The following is a 14601-nucleotide window of genomic DNA, read 5'->3' on the forward strand; positions in this document are numbered from 1 at the left end:
TGCCTACATTCATTTCCTTGAGCATGAAATTTCCTCGTTCATCCGCGGCCGCATGGGTATGCCGGCCAACGGGTGGTCAGCGATCAGGTGCGTCAAAGCTGCGCCTGAACACTAACGAGGAATCTATTCTCAGAGGAGTTGAGCTCTTCCTAAAACGTCGTAGGAGTTTTCGCCTATGGCTTTGCCTTGTCCTGCAGCCGCTGGTTGTCCAAATCGATGATCGCACGCTGATGCGTGCCGCTGCCGATGATCCCCGCCTCATCGCGGCACTCGACATTGGACAGCAACGACCGACCCTCCACCGCAACCAATTCAACCGTGGCAGTGAGCTGCATCCCCACAGGCGTTGGCGCGACATGGCTGACATTCACCTGAGTCCCGACAGTGCGCTGCGCCGGCGTCAGGTAAGGGTGTCCCCAGCGGTAGATGCAAAGTGAATTTCATCAGGCGCCTGATAATGATTGGTTAGTTGAGCGTCGGCACAGTTGCGCTACGCTGGAAAAACATCGCCGTGGCGCTTTACCTGCCCGCAGGAGCGCAACATGAACTTCCTTATCGAACAGGCCAGCGTACAGGGACGGCCAGGCTGGCTGGTGCATGCCCGTGGCATGACGTTCACCTTTCCCACTCAGGACGCAGCACAAAACTTTGCCAGCAAACTGGCAGAGCGGGTCGATGCGCCTCATCTGTTGCCGACGCAAACGCTGAAGTACTGGAATGCGCAACACGCGCGTTTGAAACAGGGCATCCGTTAGTTCAGACCAACCCCAAGGGGCCGCGTATGAGTGAACGTGCACTGGAACCCATCGATCGGATTACCGAAGTGATGTTCGGCCTGTTGATGGCCACCACCTTCACCGGCTCGCTGAGCGTGGCCACGGCCGGACGGGACGACGCCCGCCTGATGCTGATTGCGGCTTTTGGCTGCAACCTGGCCTGGGGCTTGGCCGATGCGGTGATCTACCTGCTGCGCACCTGGACCGAACGTACCCGCAGCCGCACCTTGCTGGCCCGGCTGCTGGCTGACGAGAACGGGCGCGAAGGGCGCCAGCTGATTGCCGACGCACTGCCGGCGCGCATTGGCGAAGTGGTGGATGAGAATGGCCTGGAGTTGCTCAGGGTCCACCTGATGCGCAACGGCCAGCAACCAATGCCCGCGCGGCTCGGCCTGCAGGACTTCAAGGCGGCACTGGCGACCTTTCTGCTGGTGGTGCTGGCGACGTTCCCGCTGGTCATACCGTTTCTGCTGATCGCCCACACAGGCACCGCCATTCGGGTCTCGAACCTGGTCGCCTTGGCCATGCTGTTCCTGGCCGGCTGGCTGTTGGCGCGTTACTCGGGAGGGCGCGGGGTACTCACTGGCGTGATCATGACGCTGGTTGGGGTCGCGCTGATCCTGGCCATCATCGCCCTGGGTGACTGATGCAGGGTCAGTACTTGATGTCCCTGGCACGTTCACGGCCTTGCTGTTTGGTGTGGCGTTTGTCCTGACGGCAACCGGCGTTGCTCTTCTGGTCGGCGTGGCGGCAGTCCTGTTTGGTCTGACGCGCGCCTTGGCGGGTTTCCTGGCGCACTTCGCGGGCTTGCTGGCGCCGTTCGGCGCGGTCGGTAACCGCCGCCCAACCCTGCAATGTGGTGGCGCACAACAGTACGGCCACGCAAAAACGACAGGCTCTTGAAGTTGCCATGGTCAGGCCTCCTGCTGAGTGGAGTTTATTGGCGCAAAGCGTTCAGGGCAGATTAAGTACAGTTCCGTTTCGATAGGCGATTTAGATTTAAAGGCAGTAAGCGTAGTTGCCATTAGTGCGTTGAAAACCACTGCACATCAGTGGTCGGAAATGGTGCCTTTGCTACCCTTACCGCACGGCAGCGACTGCCCGGGTTGCAATGCACTTTCTTCACGCGGTATGGCCAGATGGGGAACTGCGATGCGCATGCCATTGTTATGCGTCATGTCGATAGTGTTGTGCCTTAACGGAGTTACCAGCCTGGCACTGGCAGAAGACCTGCCGGCCCCTGACCCGGCACCTGCCGAAGCCAAGCAGGCAGTGTTCAACCAGGAGCAGCTCGACCAGATGCTCGCGCCGATCGCCTTGTATCCCGATCCGCTGCTGGCCCAGGTGCTGATGGCGTCGACCTACCCAGGGGAGGTGACCGAAGCGGTGGCCTGGTCAAAGGCCAATCCCAAGGCCCAGGGCGATGAAGCGGTCAAGCAGGTGGCGAACCAGACCTGGGACCCGAGCGTGCAATCGTTGGTGGCGTTCCCGCAGGTGCTGGTGGTGCTCGGTCAGGACCCCGTCTGGGTCCAGCGCCTGGGTGATGCCTTCCTGGCACAACCCGATGACGTGATGGCCGGTGTCCAGCGCCTGCGCCACCAGGCCCAGGCGGCCGGCAACCTGACCAGCAACCAGTACCAGAACGTCACGGTGCAGGCCGCGCCTGCAGCGGCGCCGGCTACGGCCAACTCGGGCGGGTCGCAGCAGGCGCCCGCCAGCAGCTCGTCGACCAGCACCATCATCATTCAGCCGGCCGACCCGCAGGTGGTGTACGTGCCCACCTACAACCCGACCACCACCTACGGCACCTGGGCCTATCCTGCCTCTCCGCCGGTGTACTACCCGCCGTCGCCGATGTACTACGCGGGCACCGCGCTGATGGCCGGGCTGGCGTTCGGCGCTGGCGTGGCGATCATTGATTCGGTGTGGGGCGATTGCGACTGGAACAACGGCGATGTTGATATAGACGTCAATCGCTACAACAACATCAACGGCAACAACCGCATCACCAACAACCAGAACAAGTGGCAGCACAACCCCGTGCACCGCGATGGTGTGCCTTACCGTGACAACCGCAGCCGTCAACAATATGGCCGCCAGCTAGACGGGGCCAACCAGCGCGCCGCGTTCCGTGGCGATGATGCCCAGCGTGCCCAGGCCCGTGATCGCGCCCGCAGCTCGATGGACCGGGCGGGCATCGAGCGCCCGGCCACCAGCAACCGCGAAGCCCGCGACAGTGCACGCCAGGCCCGGGCCGAAGGCGGCGTGGGCAACCGCATGCAAGGTGCCAACAACAACGCGCGCCCTGCTGATCGCCGCACAGAACCACGCACCACGCGCGACAACACCCGCGACAACCCGCAGGCGCGCAACCAGGTCAATCAGCGCCGGCAGGGTGAGGGCCAGGCCCGTCAGGTTGCGCAGAACCGCCCGGGCAACACGGCAGGCCGGGCCCGCAACAATGCCTTCGACGGCGTGCGGTCACCGTCGCGTACCACGGCGCAGGCCAGCCGCGGCCGCACCAGTCAGTCGTTCGCCCAACGGCCCAGCGCCTCGCGTGCGGTCGGGCATCAGATATCCCGGCCCAGTGCGCCGGCACGTCGCGGTGGGGGAGGTGGCCGTCGATGAACAACAAGAGCATTTTTGCTGCATGGCTGATCGGCGTGGGCATGGCCTGGGCCAACCTGGCCGCTGCGCAGGAAGCATTCCCGACCCCGGAGAAGGCGGTTGAATCGTTCGTCCAGGCGCTGGGCGTCGAGCACGCCGACGAAGCGCGCCTGGCGCAGTTGCTGGGGGATGACTGGCGCACCTACATTCCACGCGAAGGCGTGCAGCGCAGTGACGTCGATGCCTTCCTGGAGCAGTACAAGGCCCAGCATCAGATCGACCAGCAGGGCGACAACAAGGCCATCCTGGCGGTGGGCCCCGAACACTGGACCTTGCCCATCCCGCTGACCAAGGCCGCCAACGGCTGGCGCTTCGACCTCAAGGCCGGCAGCGCCGAAATCCGCGCCCGGCGCATCGGCCGCAACGAACTGGCGGCCTTGCAGTCGGTGCTTGCCTATCACGACGCGCAGATGGACTACGCCTCACAAGACCGCAACGGTAACGGCGCGCTGGAATACGCCCAGCAGATCTTCAGCACCCCCGGCAAGCACGACGGCCTGTTCTGGGCGGATGAAGAGGGCGGCGAGATCAGCCCGCTGGGGCCGTTGTTCGGCAAGGACGTGGTGGGTGACGCCTGGTACGGCTACCACTTCCGCATCCTCGATGGCCAGGGCCCGTCAGCACCGGGCGGCGCCTACAGCTACCTGATCGGTAACCAGATGAGCCGAGGTTTCGCCTTGGTCGCTTGGCCGGCGAAGTACAACGACACCGGGGTGATGAGCTTCATGATCAGCCATGACGGGCAGGTGTTCGAGAAGGACCTGGGGCCGCAGGGCGACAAGATTGCCAAAGCCATGAAGCGCTTCGACCCGGATGACAGCTGGAAAGAGGTGGACGTCAACGCCAGCGAATGATGGCAGGAGCACGCGCAGCAGCGGGCTGGGTGAAAACTACCCAGCGCTGTTCCGCTTTGGTGCGTACCCGCCTCAAAACAGGTCTTGAAGCACAGGTTTGTTTCGCTGAATCGGCATAATGGTGTGCAGATTGAACAGGGATGGTTGTGCCGATTGCCTGCAAATTTCCCGTTTTCCGCGGTTGGTAAAAGCGGCCCGCATATTGCTCCCTGCTGTCGCAACGACAACCCGGAGCACCGTGCCATGAGCTCACCTACCGAATTCCCGCTTTGCGAAGCCCCCCAATCATCGCGCAAGGGGCTGCTGCCCATTGCCATGGTGCTGTTCAGCTTTACCTTCTTCACCGGCACCATGTTCGCTGGCGGCAAGCTGGGCATGGCTTTCACCTTTGTCGACATGCTGTGGGTTGCCGCCATCGGCAACACGCTGCTGGCGCTGTATGCCGCGGCGTTGGCCTTCATCGCCTCGCGCAGCGGGCTGAACACCGTGCTGATGGGGCGCTTCTGTTTCGGCGAGGCGGGCAGCCGGCTGTCCGACTTCATCCTGGGCTTCGCCGAACTGGGCTGGTACGCCTGGGGCACCGCGACCGTGGCGATCGTGCTGGTCAAGCTGCTGGGCCTGGCGGGCGGCTACACGGTACCGTTGATGGTGCTGTTCGGCCTGGGCTTCAGCATCACCGCGATCATTGGCTTCAAGGGCCTGGACCTGCTGTCGCGGGTGTCGGTGCCGCTGATGTTCGTGCTGCTGCTGATATCGATGTACATCGCTACCGCCGATGCCGGTGGCTTTACAGGCCTGGCAGCGGTGGTGCCGCATGAAACCATGACCTTCTCGGCCGCAGTGACCATGGTCTTCGGCACCTTCGCCAGCGGCGCCACCCAGGCCACCAACTGGACCCGCCTGTCGCGCAGCGGGCGGGTGGCGGTGGTAGCCAGCATCGTCGCCTTCCTGCTCGGCAACGGCCTGATGGTGGTGGCCGGGGCCTGGTGCGCGATGGTCTACCAGCAGGCCGACATCGTCGAAGTGATGATGCTCCAAGGCCTGTCGTTCGCGGCGGTGGTGATGCTCTGCCTGAACCTCTGGACCATCCAGGGGCCGACCATCTACAACGTCTCGGCAGCCGCCTGCCACCTGCTGCGCAGCGAGCGTCGACGCACTGCCACGCTGGTGGCGGCGGCGGTGGGCGTCGTGCTGGCGATCGGTGGCATGTATGAAATGCTGATCCCGTTCCTGGTGCTGCTGGGCTCGATCATTCCGCCGGTGGGTGGGGTGATCATGGCCGACTTCTGGTACCGCCACCGTGGCAAATACCCAGCCCTGGCTTCGGTACAGTTGCCGCGCTACAACCTCATGGGGCTGGGCGCCTACGCGCTGGGTGCGGTGCTGGCCTACGCCTCGCCTTGGGTCGCGCCGCTGGTGGGCATTGGCGCCTCGGCCCTGTGCTACATCGCCATGCTCGAACTCAGTGGCCGGCGCCGCGCGCTGGGCCAGGCGGGCATCGAGCCGTGAGCCTGGCGCTGGACGAGATCCTGCACCTGCCGGGCCTGCAGGAAATGACCGTGCGTGCTGGGGCGCGCAACCTGCAGCGGCGGGTGCGCTGGCCCTACGTGGCGGAGAACGAAGGCATCGCCGAGTGGGTGATGGGCGGTGAACTGGTGTTCGTCACCGGCATCAACCACCCGCGTGGCGAGGCCAACCTGCTGAGCCTGGTCGAAGACGGCGAGGCCGTGGGGATTGCCGGGATGGTGATCCTCACCGGCGGCTCCTTCATCCAGGCCATCCCGCCCGCCGTGGTCGCCCGCGCCGAGCAACTGGGGCTGCCGCTGATCGAGCAGCCTTACGCCCTGAAGATGGTGGTGGTGACCCACCTGATCGGCACGGCCCTGGTCCAGATGAGCCAGGTGCGTCGGTCGCGCAACGACATCCTCGGCCAGTTGCTCAGTGGCGACTATCCAAGCCTGGCCATCGCCCGCCAGCGTGCGGCGCACCTTGAGCTGGCCCTGGATGAGCCGCGCCGGGTGGTGGCGCTGCGCCTGTTGCATGTTGAGCAGTTGTTCGAGCGCCATGGCCTGGCCCAGGGCGAGCGCCTCTGGCAAGCTATCCGGCAGGCACTGGAAGACCAGCTCGAAGCCTGGTGCCGCGAGCGGCCGGGGACGGTGACGGCGCAGTTGCCGGGTGACCTGCAGGTGCTGTTGCTGGCCGATGGCGCCGACCTGCCGGTGACCCTGGCCGCGTTGCACCGGCAGTTGAGCGCAGTAGCCGGGGAGCTGGCCCTGTACATGGGCCTGTCGAGCCTGGCCGGCGATTGCGGGCATTACCGTCAGGCGCTCAGCGAGGCGCGCCAGGCCCTTGAGGTGGCGCAGCAGCTGCACCCGGCCAACGGCTTCTGCGACTTCAGCGAGCTGGGTGTGCTACGCCTGCTGCAAGGTATCACCGAGCGGTCGCTGATCGACGAATTCGTCGCCCAGACCCTCAGCCCGCTGATCACCCCCGGGCGCAAGCAGCCCCACGTGCTGGTGCACACCCTCGATGCCCTGCTCAAGGAAAACGGCAACGGGTTCAAGGCGGCCCAGCGCCTGGGCCTGCACCGCAATACTATCAACCAGCGCATTCAACGCATCGAACAACTGAGCGGGCAGTCCGTCGACGACCCGCTGTTTCGCATGAACGCTTCCGTCGCCATGCTGGTTTGGCGCATGAACGAAGATCAAGCCAAGGAGTAACGCCATGAACATCATCAACGCCCGCCTGCGTGGCAAGACCGGCCTGTTCCGCATCGCGCTGGACGGCGAGCGCATCGCCGCCATCACGCCACAGGCCGACGTCACCGCCCTGGCCAGCCCGGATGACCTGGACGCCCAGCAGAACCTGGTGGTGGCGCCGTTCGTCGAGCCGCACATCCACCTCGACGCCACCCTCACCGCCGGTGAGCCGAAGTGGAACATGAGCGGCACCTTGTTCGAAGGCATCGAACGCTGGGCCGAGCGCAAGGAAATCACCACCCACGACGACATCAAGACCCGCGCCACGAAGACCATTGGCATGCTGGTGGACCATGGCATCCAGCACGTGCGTACCCACGTCGACGTCACCGACCCCAAGCTCACCGCGCTCAAGGCCATGGTCGAGGTACGCGAAGAGGTGCGCCATCTGGTCGACCTGCAGATCGTCGCCTTCCCCCAGGAGGGCATCGAGTCGTACGCCAATGGCCGGGCACTGATGACCGAAGCAGTGGCCATTGGCGCCGATGTGGTCGGCGGCATTCCGCATTTCGAGAACACCCGTGAACAGGGCGTGGCGTCGATCAAGTTCCTCATGGACCTGGCCGAGCGCACGGGCTGCCTGGTGGACGTGCATTGCGATGAAACCGACGACCCGCAGTCGCGTTTCCTCGAAGTGCTGGCTGAAGAGGCACGGGTGCGCGGCATGGGCGCGCGGGTCACGGCCAGCCACACCGTGGCCATGGGTTCCTACGACAACGCTTACTGCTACAAGCTGTTCCGCTTGCTGAAGATGTCGGGGATCAACTTCGTCTCGTGCCCCACCGAAAGCATCCACCTGCAAGGGCGCTTCGACAGTTACCCCAAGCGCCGCGGGCTGACCCGCGTGGCCGAAATCGACCGCGCCGGGATGAACGTGTGCTTCGGCCAGGATTCCATCGTCGACCCGTGGTACCCGCTGGGCAACGGCAACATCCTGCGCATTCTCGAAGCCGGGCTGCACATTTGCCACATGCTCGGCTACGAAGACCTGCAACGCAGCCTGGACCTGATCACCGACAACAGCGCCCGCACCCTCAACCTTGGCGAGCGCTATGGCATCGAGGTCGGGCGGCCGGCCAACCTGCTGCTGCTGTCGGCTCCGGATGACTACGAGATGGTCCGCAGCCAGGGCCATGCGCTGGTGTCGGTGCGCAACGGCAAGGTGCTGATGCGCCGCACGCCTGCACAGGTCGAACGCTTTGCCTGACTGCGCTGGCAAGCGCCAAGCAACCGGCGCGTTCTGCATTTCCGACCCTGGCGTGCATGTGATCGAGTGCCCGGTGGATTACAGCGAGAACGACCGCATTCTCAACACCGAGCTGAGGGCTCGGGCGCTGGATGTATGAGGGGCTGCATCCTGCGCTGAGCCCGGCCGAACTGGCAGGTTTACGGCGATGATCGCTGGGGCCAATCCTGTAAGGATGGCCCCAGGCTGCAGATCAGAAGCCTTCCAGCACAATCTTGCCGCGCGCCTTGCCACTTTCGAGCGTGGCATGGGCGCGCTTGAGGTGTTCGGCGTTGATGGTGCCGTAGTGCTCGCCCAGGGTCGTCTTGAGCACGCCATCATCGACCAGTTGCGCCACACGCTCGAGCAGCTGGTGTTGCTTGATCATGTCTTCGGTCTTGTACAGCGAACGGGTGAACATCAGCTCCCAGTGCAGCGAAAGCGACTTGCGCTTGAGCGGCATCACATCCAGTTGCGCGGGGTCGTCGATCAACGCCAGCTTGCCTTGTGGGCGCAGCACTTCCACCAGTTGCGGCAGGTAGCTGTCGGTGTGGGTCAGGCTGATCACGTAGTCCACCGCATCGAGCTTGAGCGCTTGGAGCTGAAGCGGGAGCGATTCACGGTGGTCGATGACGTGATGGGCGCCCAGCTCCTTGACCCACTTCTGGGTTTCGGGGCGGGAGGCTGTTCCGATGACTGTCAGCTGGGTGAGCTTGCTGGCGAGCTGGACCAGGATCGAGCCCACCCCGCCGGCGGCACCGACCACCAGAAGTGACTGGCCCTTGCCGCCGTTTTCCTCGATTCCCAGGCGGTCGAACAGCAGTTCCCAGGCGGTGATGGAGGTCAGGGGCAGGGCGGCGGCGCTGGCGTTGTCCAGGCTGCGGGGCTTGTGCCCGACGATGCGTTCGTCGACCACGTGGAATTCGCTGTAGCTGCCAGGGCGGTCGATGGCCCCGGCGTAGAACACTTCATCGCCCGGTTGGAACAACGTCACCTGATCGCCGACCTCGCGGACGATACCCACGGCATCCCAGCCCAGCACCTGGGGTTGTTCACCACCGCGGCTGGCGCGGATCTTGGTATCGACCGGGTTGACGGCGATGGCCCTGACTTCGACCAGCAGGTCCCGGGCGCCGGGTTTCGGCTTGGGCAGTTCAGCGTCGTACAGCGACTGTGGGTCCTGGATCGGCAAACCGGGTTGGGTGTAAACGACAGCCTTCATGGCGTTACCTCTTGGCAATTCGAAAAGTGGGCTCAGGCTATTCGTTTCGATTGAAACGATAAACAGCCAGAATGGCGCAACACTTTCACTTCGGCAGTGAAAATACCGTGAAGCGCCACCGACGGGCGTCAATCACTTGGTGCTGTAGCGTGGTGCGAGCTGGTTGTTGGACAGCTGGCCGAACAAGGCCTGCCGGCTGGCCTGGTAGTGGTCGAAGGCTTGCAGGTCGTGCACCGACGGCAGCGAGATCAGCACACCGTTGTCGAAGTCCTGCAGCGCGCCGTCCACCAGGTCCTGGGCGGACATCACGATGCCGGGGTCGAGGTTCTCCACCGGCAAGCCGCCAATCTGCCAGAAATCGGTGGCAGTGGCCCCAGGCAACACCGCCTGAACCCGTACGCCTTGGTCGGCCAATTCCTTGTTCAGGGATTGGGTAAATGCCGTGACGTAGGCCTTGCTGGCGCCGTACACGCCGTTGAGCAGCTCTGGCGCCAGGCTGACGACGGATGAAATGTTGATCACTGCCCCCTGGCGACGCGCGACGAAGCCGGGCACCGCGGCATAGGTGAGGCGGGTGAGGGCGGTGACGTTGAGGTTGATCATCTCGGCCATGCGCTCCACGTCGCTCTCCAGCAAGGTGGTGTGGGTACCGATACCGGCGTTGTTCACCAGCAGGCTGATGCTGGCGTCTTCGCGCAGCTTGCGCTCGACCTTGGCCAGATCGTCGGCATTGCCCAGGTCGGCCGGGAACACTTCGACGTTCTGCCGGGTTTCGCTGGTGAGCCGGCCGGCGAGCGCGTTCAGGCGTTCCCGGTTGCGAGCCACCAGCACCAGGTCATAGCCGCGACGGGCCAGGCGCTCTGCGTAGATCGAACCGATACCGGTGGAAGCGCCCGTGATGAGCGCGGTGCCTTTGAATTGCTGCGTCATGGTGATGCTCCATTGCTTGGGTGTGTTGCCATGATGCAGAAAGTGCTTTGTGTCTTGAATGACGCATATGGTAAGTTTTCAGGACATACAGCGCAGGAGCTTCACCATGCATCGGGTCGGGTATCTGCTTACCGAAGGCTTCCAGGTCATGTCCCTGGCGACGCAGACCGTGTTCGAATTCGCCAACATCTCGGCGGGCGAAGCGGTGTACAGGATCCAGAATTTCTCCATCGAGGGCGGTACTGTGCGCTCCTCCCTGGGCATGCACATCGACACGCTGCCCCTGGGTGCGCCCGGCCTTGCAGACACCTGGATGGTCACCGGCACGCTGACGCCACTGTCGCCCCCGAGTGAAGCCGTGCTGGCCAGTGTCCGCGGTTTCGTCGACGGCGCCCGTCGCACCGCGGGCCTGTGCACGGGCTGTTTCGTGCTGGCCCAGGCCGGCGTGCTGGATGGCCGGCGCGCCACCACGCACTGGGCCTATGCCGCAAAGCTGCGTGAGCTGTACCCGCAGGTAGACGTGGAGGAAGATCGGATATTCATCGTCGATGGCCCGATCTGGACTTCCGCCGGCATGACCGCTGCCCTGGACATGGCCCTGGGCATGGTGGAAAAGGACCTGGGCGCCGAGCTGGCCAGATCGGTGGCCCATAAGATGGTCATGCACCAGCGCCGCTCCGGCGGGCAATCCCAGCACTCCGAGCTGCTGTCGATGTCGCCCAAGTCGGACCGTATCCAGCACGCGCTGGACTACGCGCGCAAACACCTCAGTCGCTCACTGAGCGTGGAGGAACTGGCGGAAGTGGTGCACCTGAGCCCCCGACAATTCACCCGCGTGTTTACCGCCGAAACCGGCCAGTCGCCGGCCAAGGCCGTGGAAAGCCTGCGCCTTGAGGCCGCCCGGGTCATGATCGAGCAGAGCCGACACAGCCTGGATGTGGTGGCCAGGGAGACTGGCTTTCGCGACCGTCGGCATATGCGCGAGGCGTTCATGCGTGGGTTTGGCGTGCCGCCGCAGGCGGTGCGCAGGGACGCACGACGGGTAGTGGCTGGCTGATGGGTTGGGCGTAGCTGGGAGGCTGGGCTGGGTAGTCAACTGCAGGCTCCCAATCGCTGCCATGCCTGCGGTGACATACCCTCGGCTTTCACGAATGTTCTGCAAAAGTGGGACTGGTCGCAGAAGCCGCATTCCAGGGCAATCTCGGCCAGCAACATCCCGGAGCTACCCAGCAACTCCTTGCTTCGCTTCAGCCGCTGCTCACGCATCCACTGCTGCGGGGGCACCTGTTCGGTTTCCCTGAACATGCGTGTGAAATGGCTGCGCGACAGCGCGCAAGCCTGGGCAAGCTCGGTAACGGTGATGCCGGTGTCCAGGTTATCCAGCATCAACTGCTTGGCAGTCTTGAGCTGCCAAGGTTTCAGCCGTCCGGTCGTTTTCAGTGCGACAGTCGCCAGCACCGTGCAGTGGTCACTGTTCATACAAATCCATTTATCAATGAAGTGGGCACGCACGTTTCAAGCAGGCAGCGCAGGCCGCTGCAGCCTTGGCGCAGGCTGCAGACGATAACGCTCGATTCGAAGGCCTGGCTCAGCCAGCCGGCGTACCCATCAGCGGGTCAGTGAACAGCCCCTGGGGGCAGGGGCTGGCAAGGGTCAGACAGGGGCAGCGACCGGGGCCAGGGTCGGGCCGTGCTGCACGCGCTCTGGCGCCTTGTGCACCATGGTGTAGGCGTAGTCGACACCCATGCCGTAGGCACCGGAATGTTCCTTGACCAGCTCCATGACGGCGTCGTAGGTGTCGCGGTTTTTCCAGTCGCGTTGCCATTCCAGCAGCACTTGCTGCCACGTCACCGGGATGACGCCAGCCTGGATCATGCGCTGCATGGCGTAGTCGTGGGCTTCCTTGGTGGTGCCGCCGGAGGCATCGGCAACCATGTAGATTTCATAGCCGGCATCGTTCATGGCCGAGAGGGCGAAGGTGGTGTTGCAGACCTCGGTCCACAGGCCGGAAACAATGATCTTGTTGCGACCGTTTTTCTTCAGCGCATCTCGAACCTTCTGGTCATCCCAGGAGTTCATGGAGGTGCGCTCCAGCAGGGGCGCCTCGGGGAAGACGGCGAGCAGCTCAGGGTAGGTATGCCCCGAGAAGCTTTCAGTCTCGACCGTCGTGATGGTGGTGGGGACATTGAAGATCTTGGCGGCTTTGGCCAGGCCTACGGTGTTGTTCTTCAGTGTCTGGCGATCAATGCTTTGAACGCCGAAGGCCATCTGTGGCTGCTGATCGATGAAGATCAGTTGGCTGTTGTGCGGGGTCAGGACTTCAGTTTTTGGATTGCTCATTGTTGTTTCCCTTTCTGCTGGATGATGGTCATCGCACAAGTCGCGGCGCCTGGGTTTTACAGGCTGTGCCGAGGTTCCGGTTGACGTCCTCGGCAATGTCCGTTGCTTGAGCCCGAGTACAAGATAGCCAATCGCAGGGCGAAGCGGTGGCGCACTTTTGCGCTCCTGAAGGCGCATTCATGCGCCGACGGATTGCTCATCCTGCTGCTAGCATTCGCACGCTAACGCGGATCTACCGGATCCGGTTTGCGCCAGGAGAATGCGATGACAGCTTCACAACCGCACAATGAACAGACCGCCTATTGGGGCGTTCCGTGGGAGAAGACTTACGGGTATCCGCAGGCTCGGCGGGTAGGCAACGAGATCTATGTGTCAGGCCAGTTCAATCATGACCAGGAGGGCAACCTGGTTGCGCCTGCGCCCTTGGATCGAGAAGGGATACCCTGCGATTTCTCTTCGATGGGCGAGCAGATGCGCGTCGCCTACGACAATATCGCCAAGCTGCTCGCACTGTATGGAGCAACGCTTGAAGACGTGGTGGAAGAGACGCTCTACGTGCTGGACATGGACGCGGCCTTCGCCGTGGTCGGCAAGGTGCGCAAGGCCGCGTACGGCACCGAGCGGCCCCAATGCGCCAGTAACATCATTGGCGTCTCCAGGCTTGCCCAGCGCCCTCAGCTGATTGAAATCGCCTGCAAGGCAGTGCTTGGCTCACGGGCCGAGTGACCTGCACTCCCGGTTTCGTGCTACGTGACCGGGAGTTCCAGCTGGCCCTCGATCAAAGCCTTCTGGTTGGCAACGGCGGCTGCACAGAACGTCATGAATGCCTTGACCCGCCACGATTTGCGGATGTCCTGGTGCGTCAGCAGCCACAGCTCATCCTGAAGCTCCGGCACTACCGGGCCGACGCGTTCCAGCCCAGGTGTGATATCGCCCAGCATGCAGGGCAGAAAACCCACCCCCAGGCCCGCTGCGATGGCGGCGCTTGCTGCTGCGACCGAATCGGTGCGGTACGCGATGCACTCGGCTGCGACCCTGCTCTCGACGTAGCTCGTCGCTTTCAGCCCTCGTAGCGCGGCGGAATAGGAAACCCATGCCTGGCCCTCCGTAAACAGCGGAGTCGGCGTCAGGTGGTTGCTGCTGCCGTAAGCGGCCCAGGCGATGGTAGCCAGCTTGCGACCCACCAGGCTCTCGGCGGGTTTCTTGGTCGCTCGAACCGCGATATCCGACTCATCTCGGGCCAGGCTCAGTGATTCGTTGCCTACCAGTACTTCGATGGTGATCCCTTCGTTCAGGGCTTTGAAATCGGCGATGATGGGGGTGAGGAAGTACAGGAGCAGGGAGTCGCTGGTGGTGATGCGAAGCTTGCCCAGAGGCCCCTGGCCAGCCCGTGAGACGCGCCGCGTCACGCTGACGATGTCCAGCTCCACGCGCTCGGCCAATGCACGCAATTCCGCGCCCTCGATGGTGAGCAGATAGCCTGACTTGCGGTGATCGAACAGGGCCACGCCCAGTGTTTTCTCCAACTGCGAGACCCGCCGGGACACGGTGGAGACGTTGATGCCGAGTTTCTTGGCCGTGGCCGCGCGGTTGCCGCAGTCACTGAGCGTCTTGATGATGCGCAAGTCGTCCCAGGACAGCTGGTTGGCTGCCTCGCTCACGTCCCATTTGATGTTTTTGCCGGCAGCCGGGCCAGTTGCAGCGTTTTCAGGTAACGACTTCACATGACACGTTCCAGATCGGGATGGGCCGATCATACGAGAAGGGACCAGGTGAGCCAAGGCGGCGCTGGCCGCCGCTTCCTCAAACCGATGCAGGCCGACGG

16 protein-coding genes and 1 pseudogene are annotated in these 14601 nt (G+C 63.6%); 10 read left to right on the top strand and 7 right to left on the bottom strand.

Going from position 1 to position 14601, the window contains the following annotated elements; translation table 11 throughout:
* Positions 1-173: 173 nt before the first annotated feature.
* A complete protein-coding gene (locus ACIPZ5_RS09065) occupies positions 174-428 on the bottom strand; it encodes a thioesterase family protein (RefSeq protein WP_400808591.1) in 255 nt (84 codons plus the stop codon).
* A gap of 114 nt (positions 429-542) precedes the next feature.
* Between ACIPZ5_RS09065 and ACIPZ5_RS09070 the strand changes: the two genes are divergently transcribed.
* Both ACIPZ5_RS09070 and ACIPZ5_RS09075 read left to right on the top strand, forming a co-directional pair.
* A complete protein-coding gene (locus tag ACIPZ5_RS09070; RefSeq protein WP_400807921.1) occupies positions 543-755 on the top strand; it encodes a hypothetical protein in 213 nt (70 codons plus the stop codon).
* Between the two features lie 26 nt (positions 756-781).
* Positions 782-1423: a VIT1/CCC1 transporter family protein gene (locus ACIPZ5_RS09075; protein ID WP_400807923.1), complete on the top strand. Its 642-nt coding sequence runs from the start codon at positions 782-784 to the stop codon at positions 1421-1423.
* A 7-nt stretch (positions 1424-1430) separates the two neighbouring features.
* Here the strand turns inward: ACIPZ5_RS09075 and ACIPZ5_RS09080 are convergent, their stop codons facing one another.
* Positions 1431-1688 carry a hypothetical protein gene (locus ACIPZ5_RS09080; RefSeq protein WP_261940391.1) on the bottom strand — a complete coding sequence of 86 codons (258 nt, stop codon included), beginning with the start codon at positions 1686-1688 and terminating at the stop codon, positions 1431-1433.
* A gap of 240 nt (positions 1689-1928) precedes the next feature.
* Here ACIPZ5_RS09080 and ACIPZ5_RS09085 point away from each other — a divergent pair, with 240 nt between their 5' ends.
* The 6 genes and pseudogenes from ACIPZ5_RS09085 to ACIPZ5_RS09110 all read left to right on the top strand — a co-directional run.
* Positions 1929-3404 (top strand): DUF3300 domain-containing protein, encoded by a 1476-nt coding sequence (locus tag ACIPZ5_RS09085; protein ID WP_400807927.1) that lies wholly within the window; start codon positions 1929-1931, stop codon positions 3402-3404.
* Entirely contained in the window at positions 3401-4297 is an 897-nt protein-coding gene (locus tag ACIPZ5_RS09090; RefSeq protein WP_400807930.1) for a DUF2950 domain-containing protein, read from the top strand. Before ACIPZ5_RS09085 ends, ACIPZ5_RS09090 begins: the two co-directional genes overlap by 4 nt.
* A 243-nt stretch (positions 4298-4540) precedes the next feature.
* Positions 4541-5806, top strand: coding sequence for a cytosine permease (codB, locus tag ACIPZ5_RS09095; RefSeq protein WP_400807932.1), 1266 nt, complete (start codon positions 4541-4543; stop codon positions 5804-5806).
* Positions 5803-7020, top strand: a complete 1218-nt coding sequence (locus ACIPZ5_RS09100; RefSeq protein WP_400807934.1) for a PucR family transcriptional regulator — start codon at positions 5803-5805, stop codon at positions 7018-7020. The genes codB and ACIPZ5_RS09100 overlap by 4 nt, the downstream gene beginning before the upstream one ends.
* 4 nt (positions 7021-7024) lie before the next feature.
* A complete protein-coding gene (gene codA / locus ACIPZ5_RS09105; RefSeq protein ID WP_400807936.1) occupies positions 7025-8266 on the top strand; it encodes a cytosine deaminase in 1242 nt (413 codons plus the stop codon).
* A 34-nt stretch (positions 8267-8300) separates the two neighbouring features.
* Positions 8301-8405 (top strand): annotated as a pseudogene (locus ACIPZ5_RS09110) (hypothetical protein); the annotation flags it as partial.
* Between the two features lie 93 nt (positions 8406-8498).
* On the opposite strand, the gene ACIPZ5_RS09115 reads toward ACIPZ5_RS09110, so the two are convergent.
* Both ACIPZ5_RS09115 and ACIPZ5_RS09120 read right to left on the bottom strand, forming a co-directional pair.
* Positions 8499-9506 (bottom strand): zinc-binding alcohol dehydrogenase family protein, encoded by a 1008-nt coding sequence (locus ACIPZ5_RS09115; RefSeq protein WP_343597116.1) that lies wholly within the window; start codon positions 9504-9506, stop codon positions 8499-8501.
* Positions 9507-9638: 132 nt separating this feature from the next.
* Complete coding sequence (locus ACIPZ5_RS09120; protein ID WP_343597114.1) at positions 9639-10436, bottom strand: SDR family oxidoreductase; 798 nt, start codon at positions 10434-10436, stop codon at positions 9639-9641.
* A 106-nt stretch (positions 10437-10542) separates the two neighbouring features.
* Between ACIPZ5_RS09120 and ACIPZ5_RS09125 the strand changes: the two genes are divergently transcribed.
* Complete coding sequence (locus ACIPZ5_RS09125) at positions 10543-11493, top strand: GlxA family transcriptional regulator (RefSeq protein ID WP_400807940.1); 951 nt, start codon at positions 10543-10545, stop codon at positions 11491-11493.
* Between the two features lie 35 nt (positions 11494-11528).
* Here ACIPZ5_RS09125 and ACIPZ5_RS09130 read toward each other — a convergent pair whose 3' ends face one another.
* Together ACIPZ5_RS09130 and ACIPZ5_RS09135 are read right to left on the bottom strand one after the other, a co-directional pair.
* Positions 11529-11915, bottom strand: coding sequence for an AraC family transcriptional regulator (locus ACIPZ5_RS09130; RefSeq protein ID WP_343597157.1), 387 nt, complete (start codon positions 11913-11915; stop codon positions 11529-11531).
* 174 nt (positions 11916-12089) lie between these two features.
* Positions 12090-12776 carry a hydrolase gene (locus ACIPZ5_RS09135; protein WP_343597112.1) on the bottom strand — a complete coding sequence of 229 codons (687 nt, stop codon included), beginning with the start codon at positions 12774-12776 and terminating at the stop codon, positions 12090-12092.
* Positions 12777-13040: 264 nt separating this feature from the next.
* Here ACIPZ5_RS09135 and ACIPZ5_RS09140 point away from each other — a divergent pair, with 264 nt between their 5' ends.
* Entirely contained in the window at positions 13041-13502 is a 462-nt protein-coding gene (locus tag ACIPZ5_RS09140; RefSeq protein WP_343597110.1) for a Rid family hydrolase, read from the top strand.
* 20 nt (positions 13503-13522) lie between these two features.
* Here ACIPZ5_RS09140 and ACIPZ5_RS09145 read toward each other — a convergent pair whose 3' ends face one another.
* Positions 13523-14401 (bottom strand): LysR family transcriptional regulator, encoded by an 879-nt coding sequence (locus ACIPZ5_RS09145; protein ID WP_400808593.1) that lies wholly within the window; start codon positions 14399-14401, stop codon positions 13523-13525.
* Between the last annotated feature and the right edge of the window lie 200 nt (positions 14402-14601).

It is taken from the genome of Pseudomonas sp. NPDC089428, assembly GCF_044749325.1.
Classification (GTDB): domain Bacteria; phylum Pseudomonadota; class Gammaproteobacteria; order Pseudomonadales; family Pseudomonadaceae; genus Aquipseudomonas.

Coding starts and splice junctions, on each gene's coding strand:
- ACIPZ5_RS09070 (WP_400807921.1), top strand. CDS start 543: ATGAACTTCCTTATCGAACAGGCCAGCGTACAGGGACGGCCAGGCTGG.
- ACIPZ5_RS09075 (WP_400807923.1), top strand. CDS start 782: ATGAGTGAACGTGCACTGGAACCCATCGATCGGATTACCGAAGTGATG.
- ACIPZ5_RS09140 (WP_343597110.1), top strand. CDS start 13,041: ATGACAGCTTCACAACCGCACAATGAACAGACCGCCTATTGGGGCGTT.
- ACIPZ5_RS09135 (WP_343597112.1), bottom strand. CDS start 12,776: ATGAGCAATCCAAAAACTGAAGTCCTGACCCCGCACAACAGCCAACTG.
- ACIPZ5_RS09130 (WP_343597157.1), bottom strand. CDS start 11,915: ATGAACAGTGACCACTGCACGGTGCTGGCGACTGTCGCACTGAAAACG.
- codB (WP_400807932.1), top strand. CDS start 4,541: ATGAGCTCACCTACCGAATTCCCGCTTTGCGAAGCCCCCCAATCATCG.
- ACIPZ5_RS09085 (WP_400807927.1), top strand. CDS start 1,929: ATGCGCATGCCATTGTTATGCGTCATGTCGATAGTGTTGTGCCTTAAC.
- ACIPZ5_RS09090 (WP_400807930.1), top strand. CDS start 3,401: ATGAACAACAAGAGCATTTTTGCTGCATGGCTGATCGGCGTGGGCATG.
- codA (WP_400807936.1), top strand. CDS start 7,025: ATGAACATCATCAACGCCCGCCTGCGTGGCAAGACCGGCCTGTTCCGC.
- ACIPZ5_RS09115 (WP_343597116.1), bottom strand. CDS start 9,506: ATGAAGGCTGTCGTTTACACCCAACCCGGTTTGCCGATCCAGGACCCA.
- ACIPZ5_RS09120 (WP_343597114.1), bottom strand. CDS start 10,436: ATGACGCAGCAATTCAAAGGCACCGCGCTCATCACGGGCGCTTCCACC.
- ACIPZ5_RS09080 (WP_261940391.1), bottom strand. CDS start 1,688: ATGGCAACTTCAAGAGCCTGTCGTTTTTGCGTGGCCGTACTGTTGTGC.
- ACIPZ5_RS09125 (WP_400807940.1), top strand. CDS start 10,543: ATGCATCGGGTCGGGTATCTGCTTACCGAAGGCTTCCAGGTCATGTCC.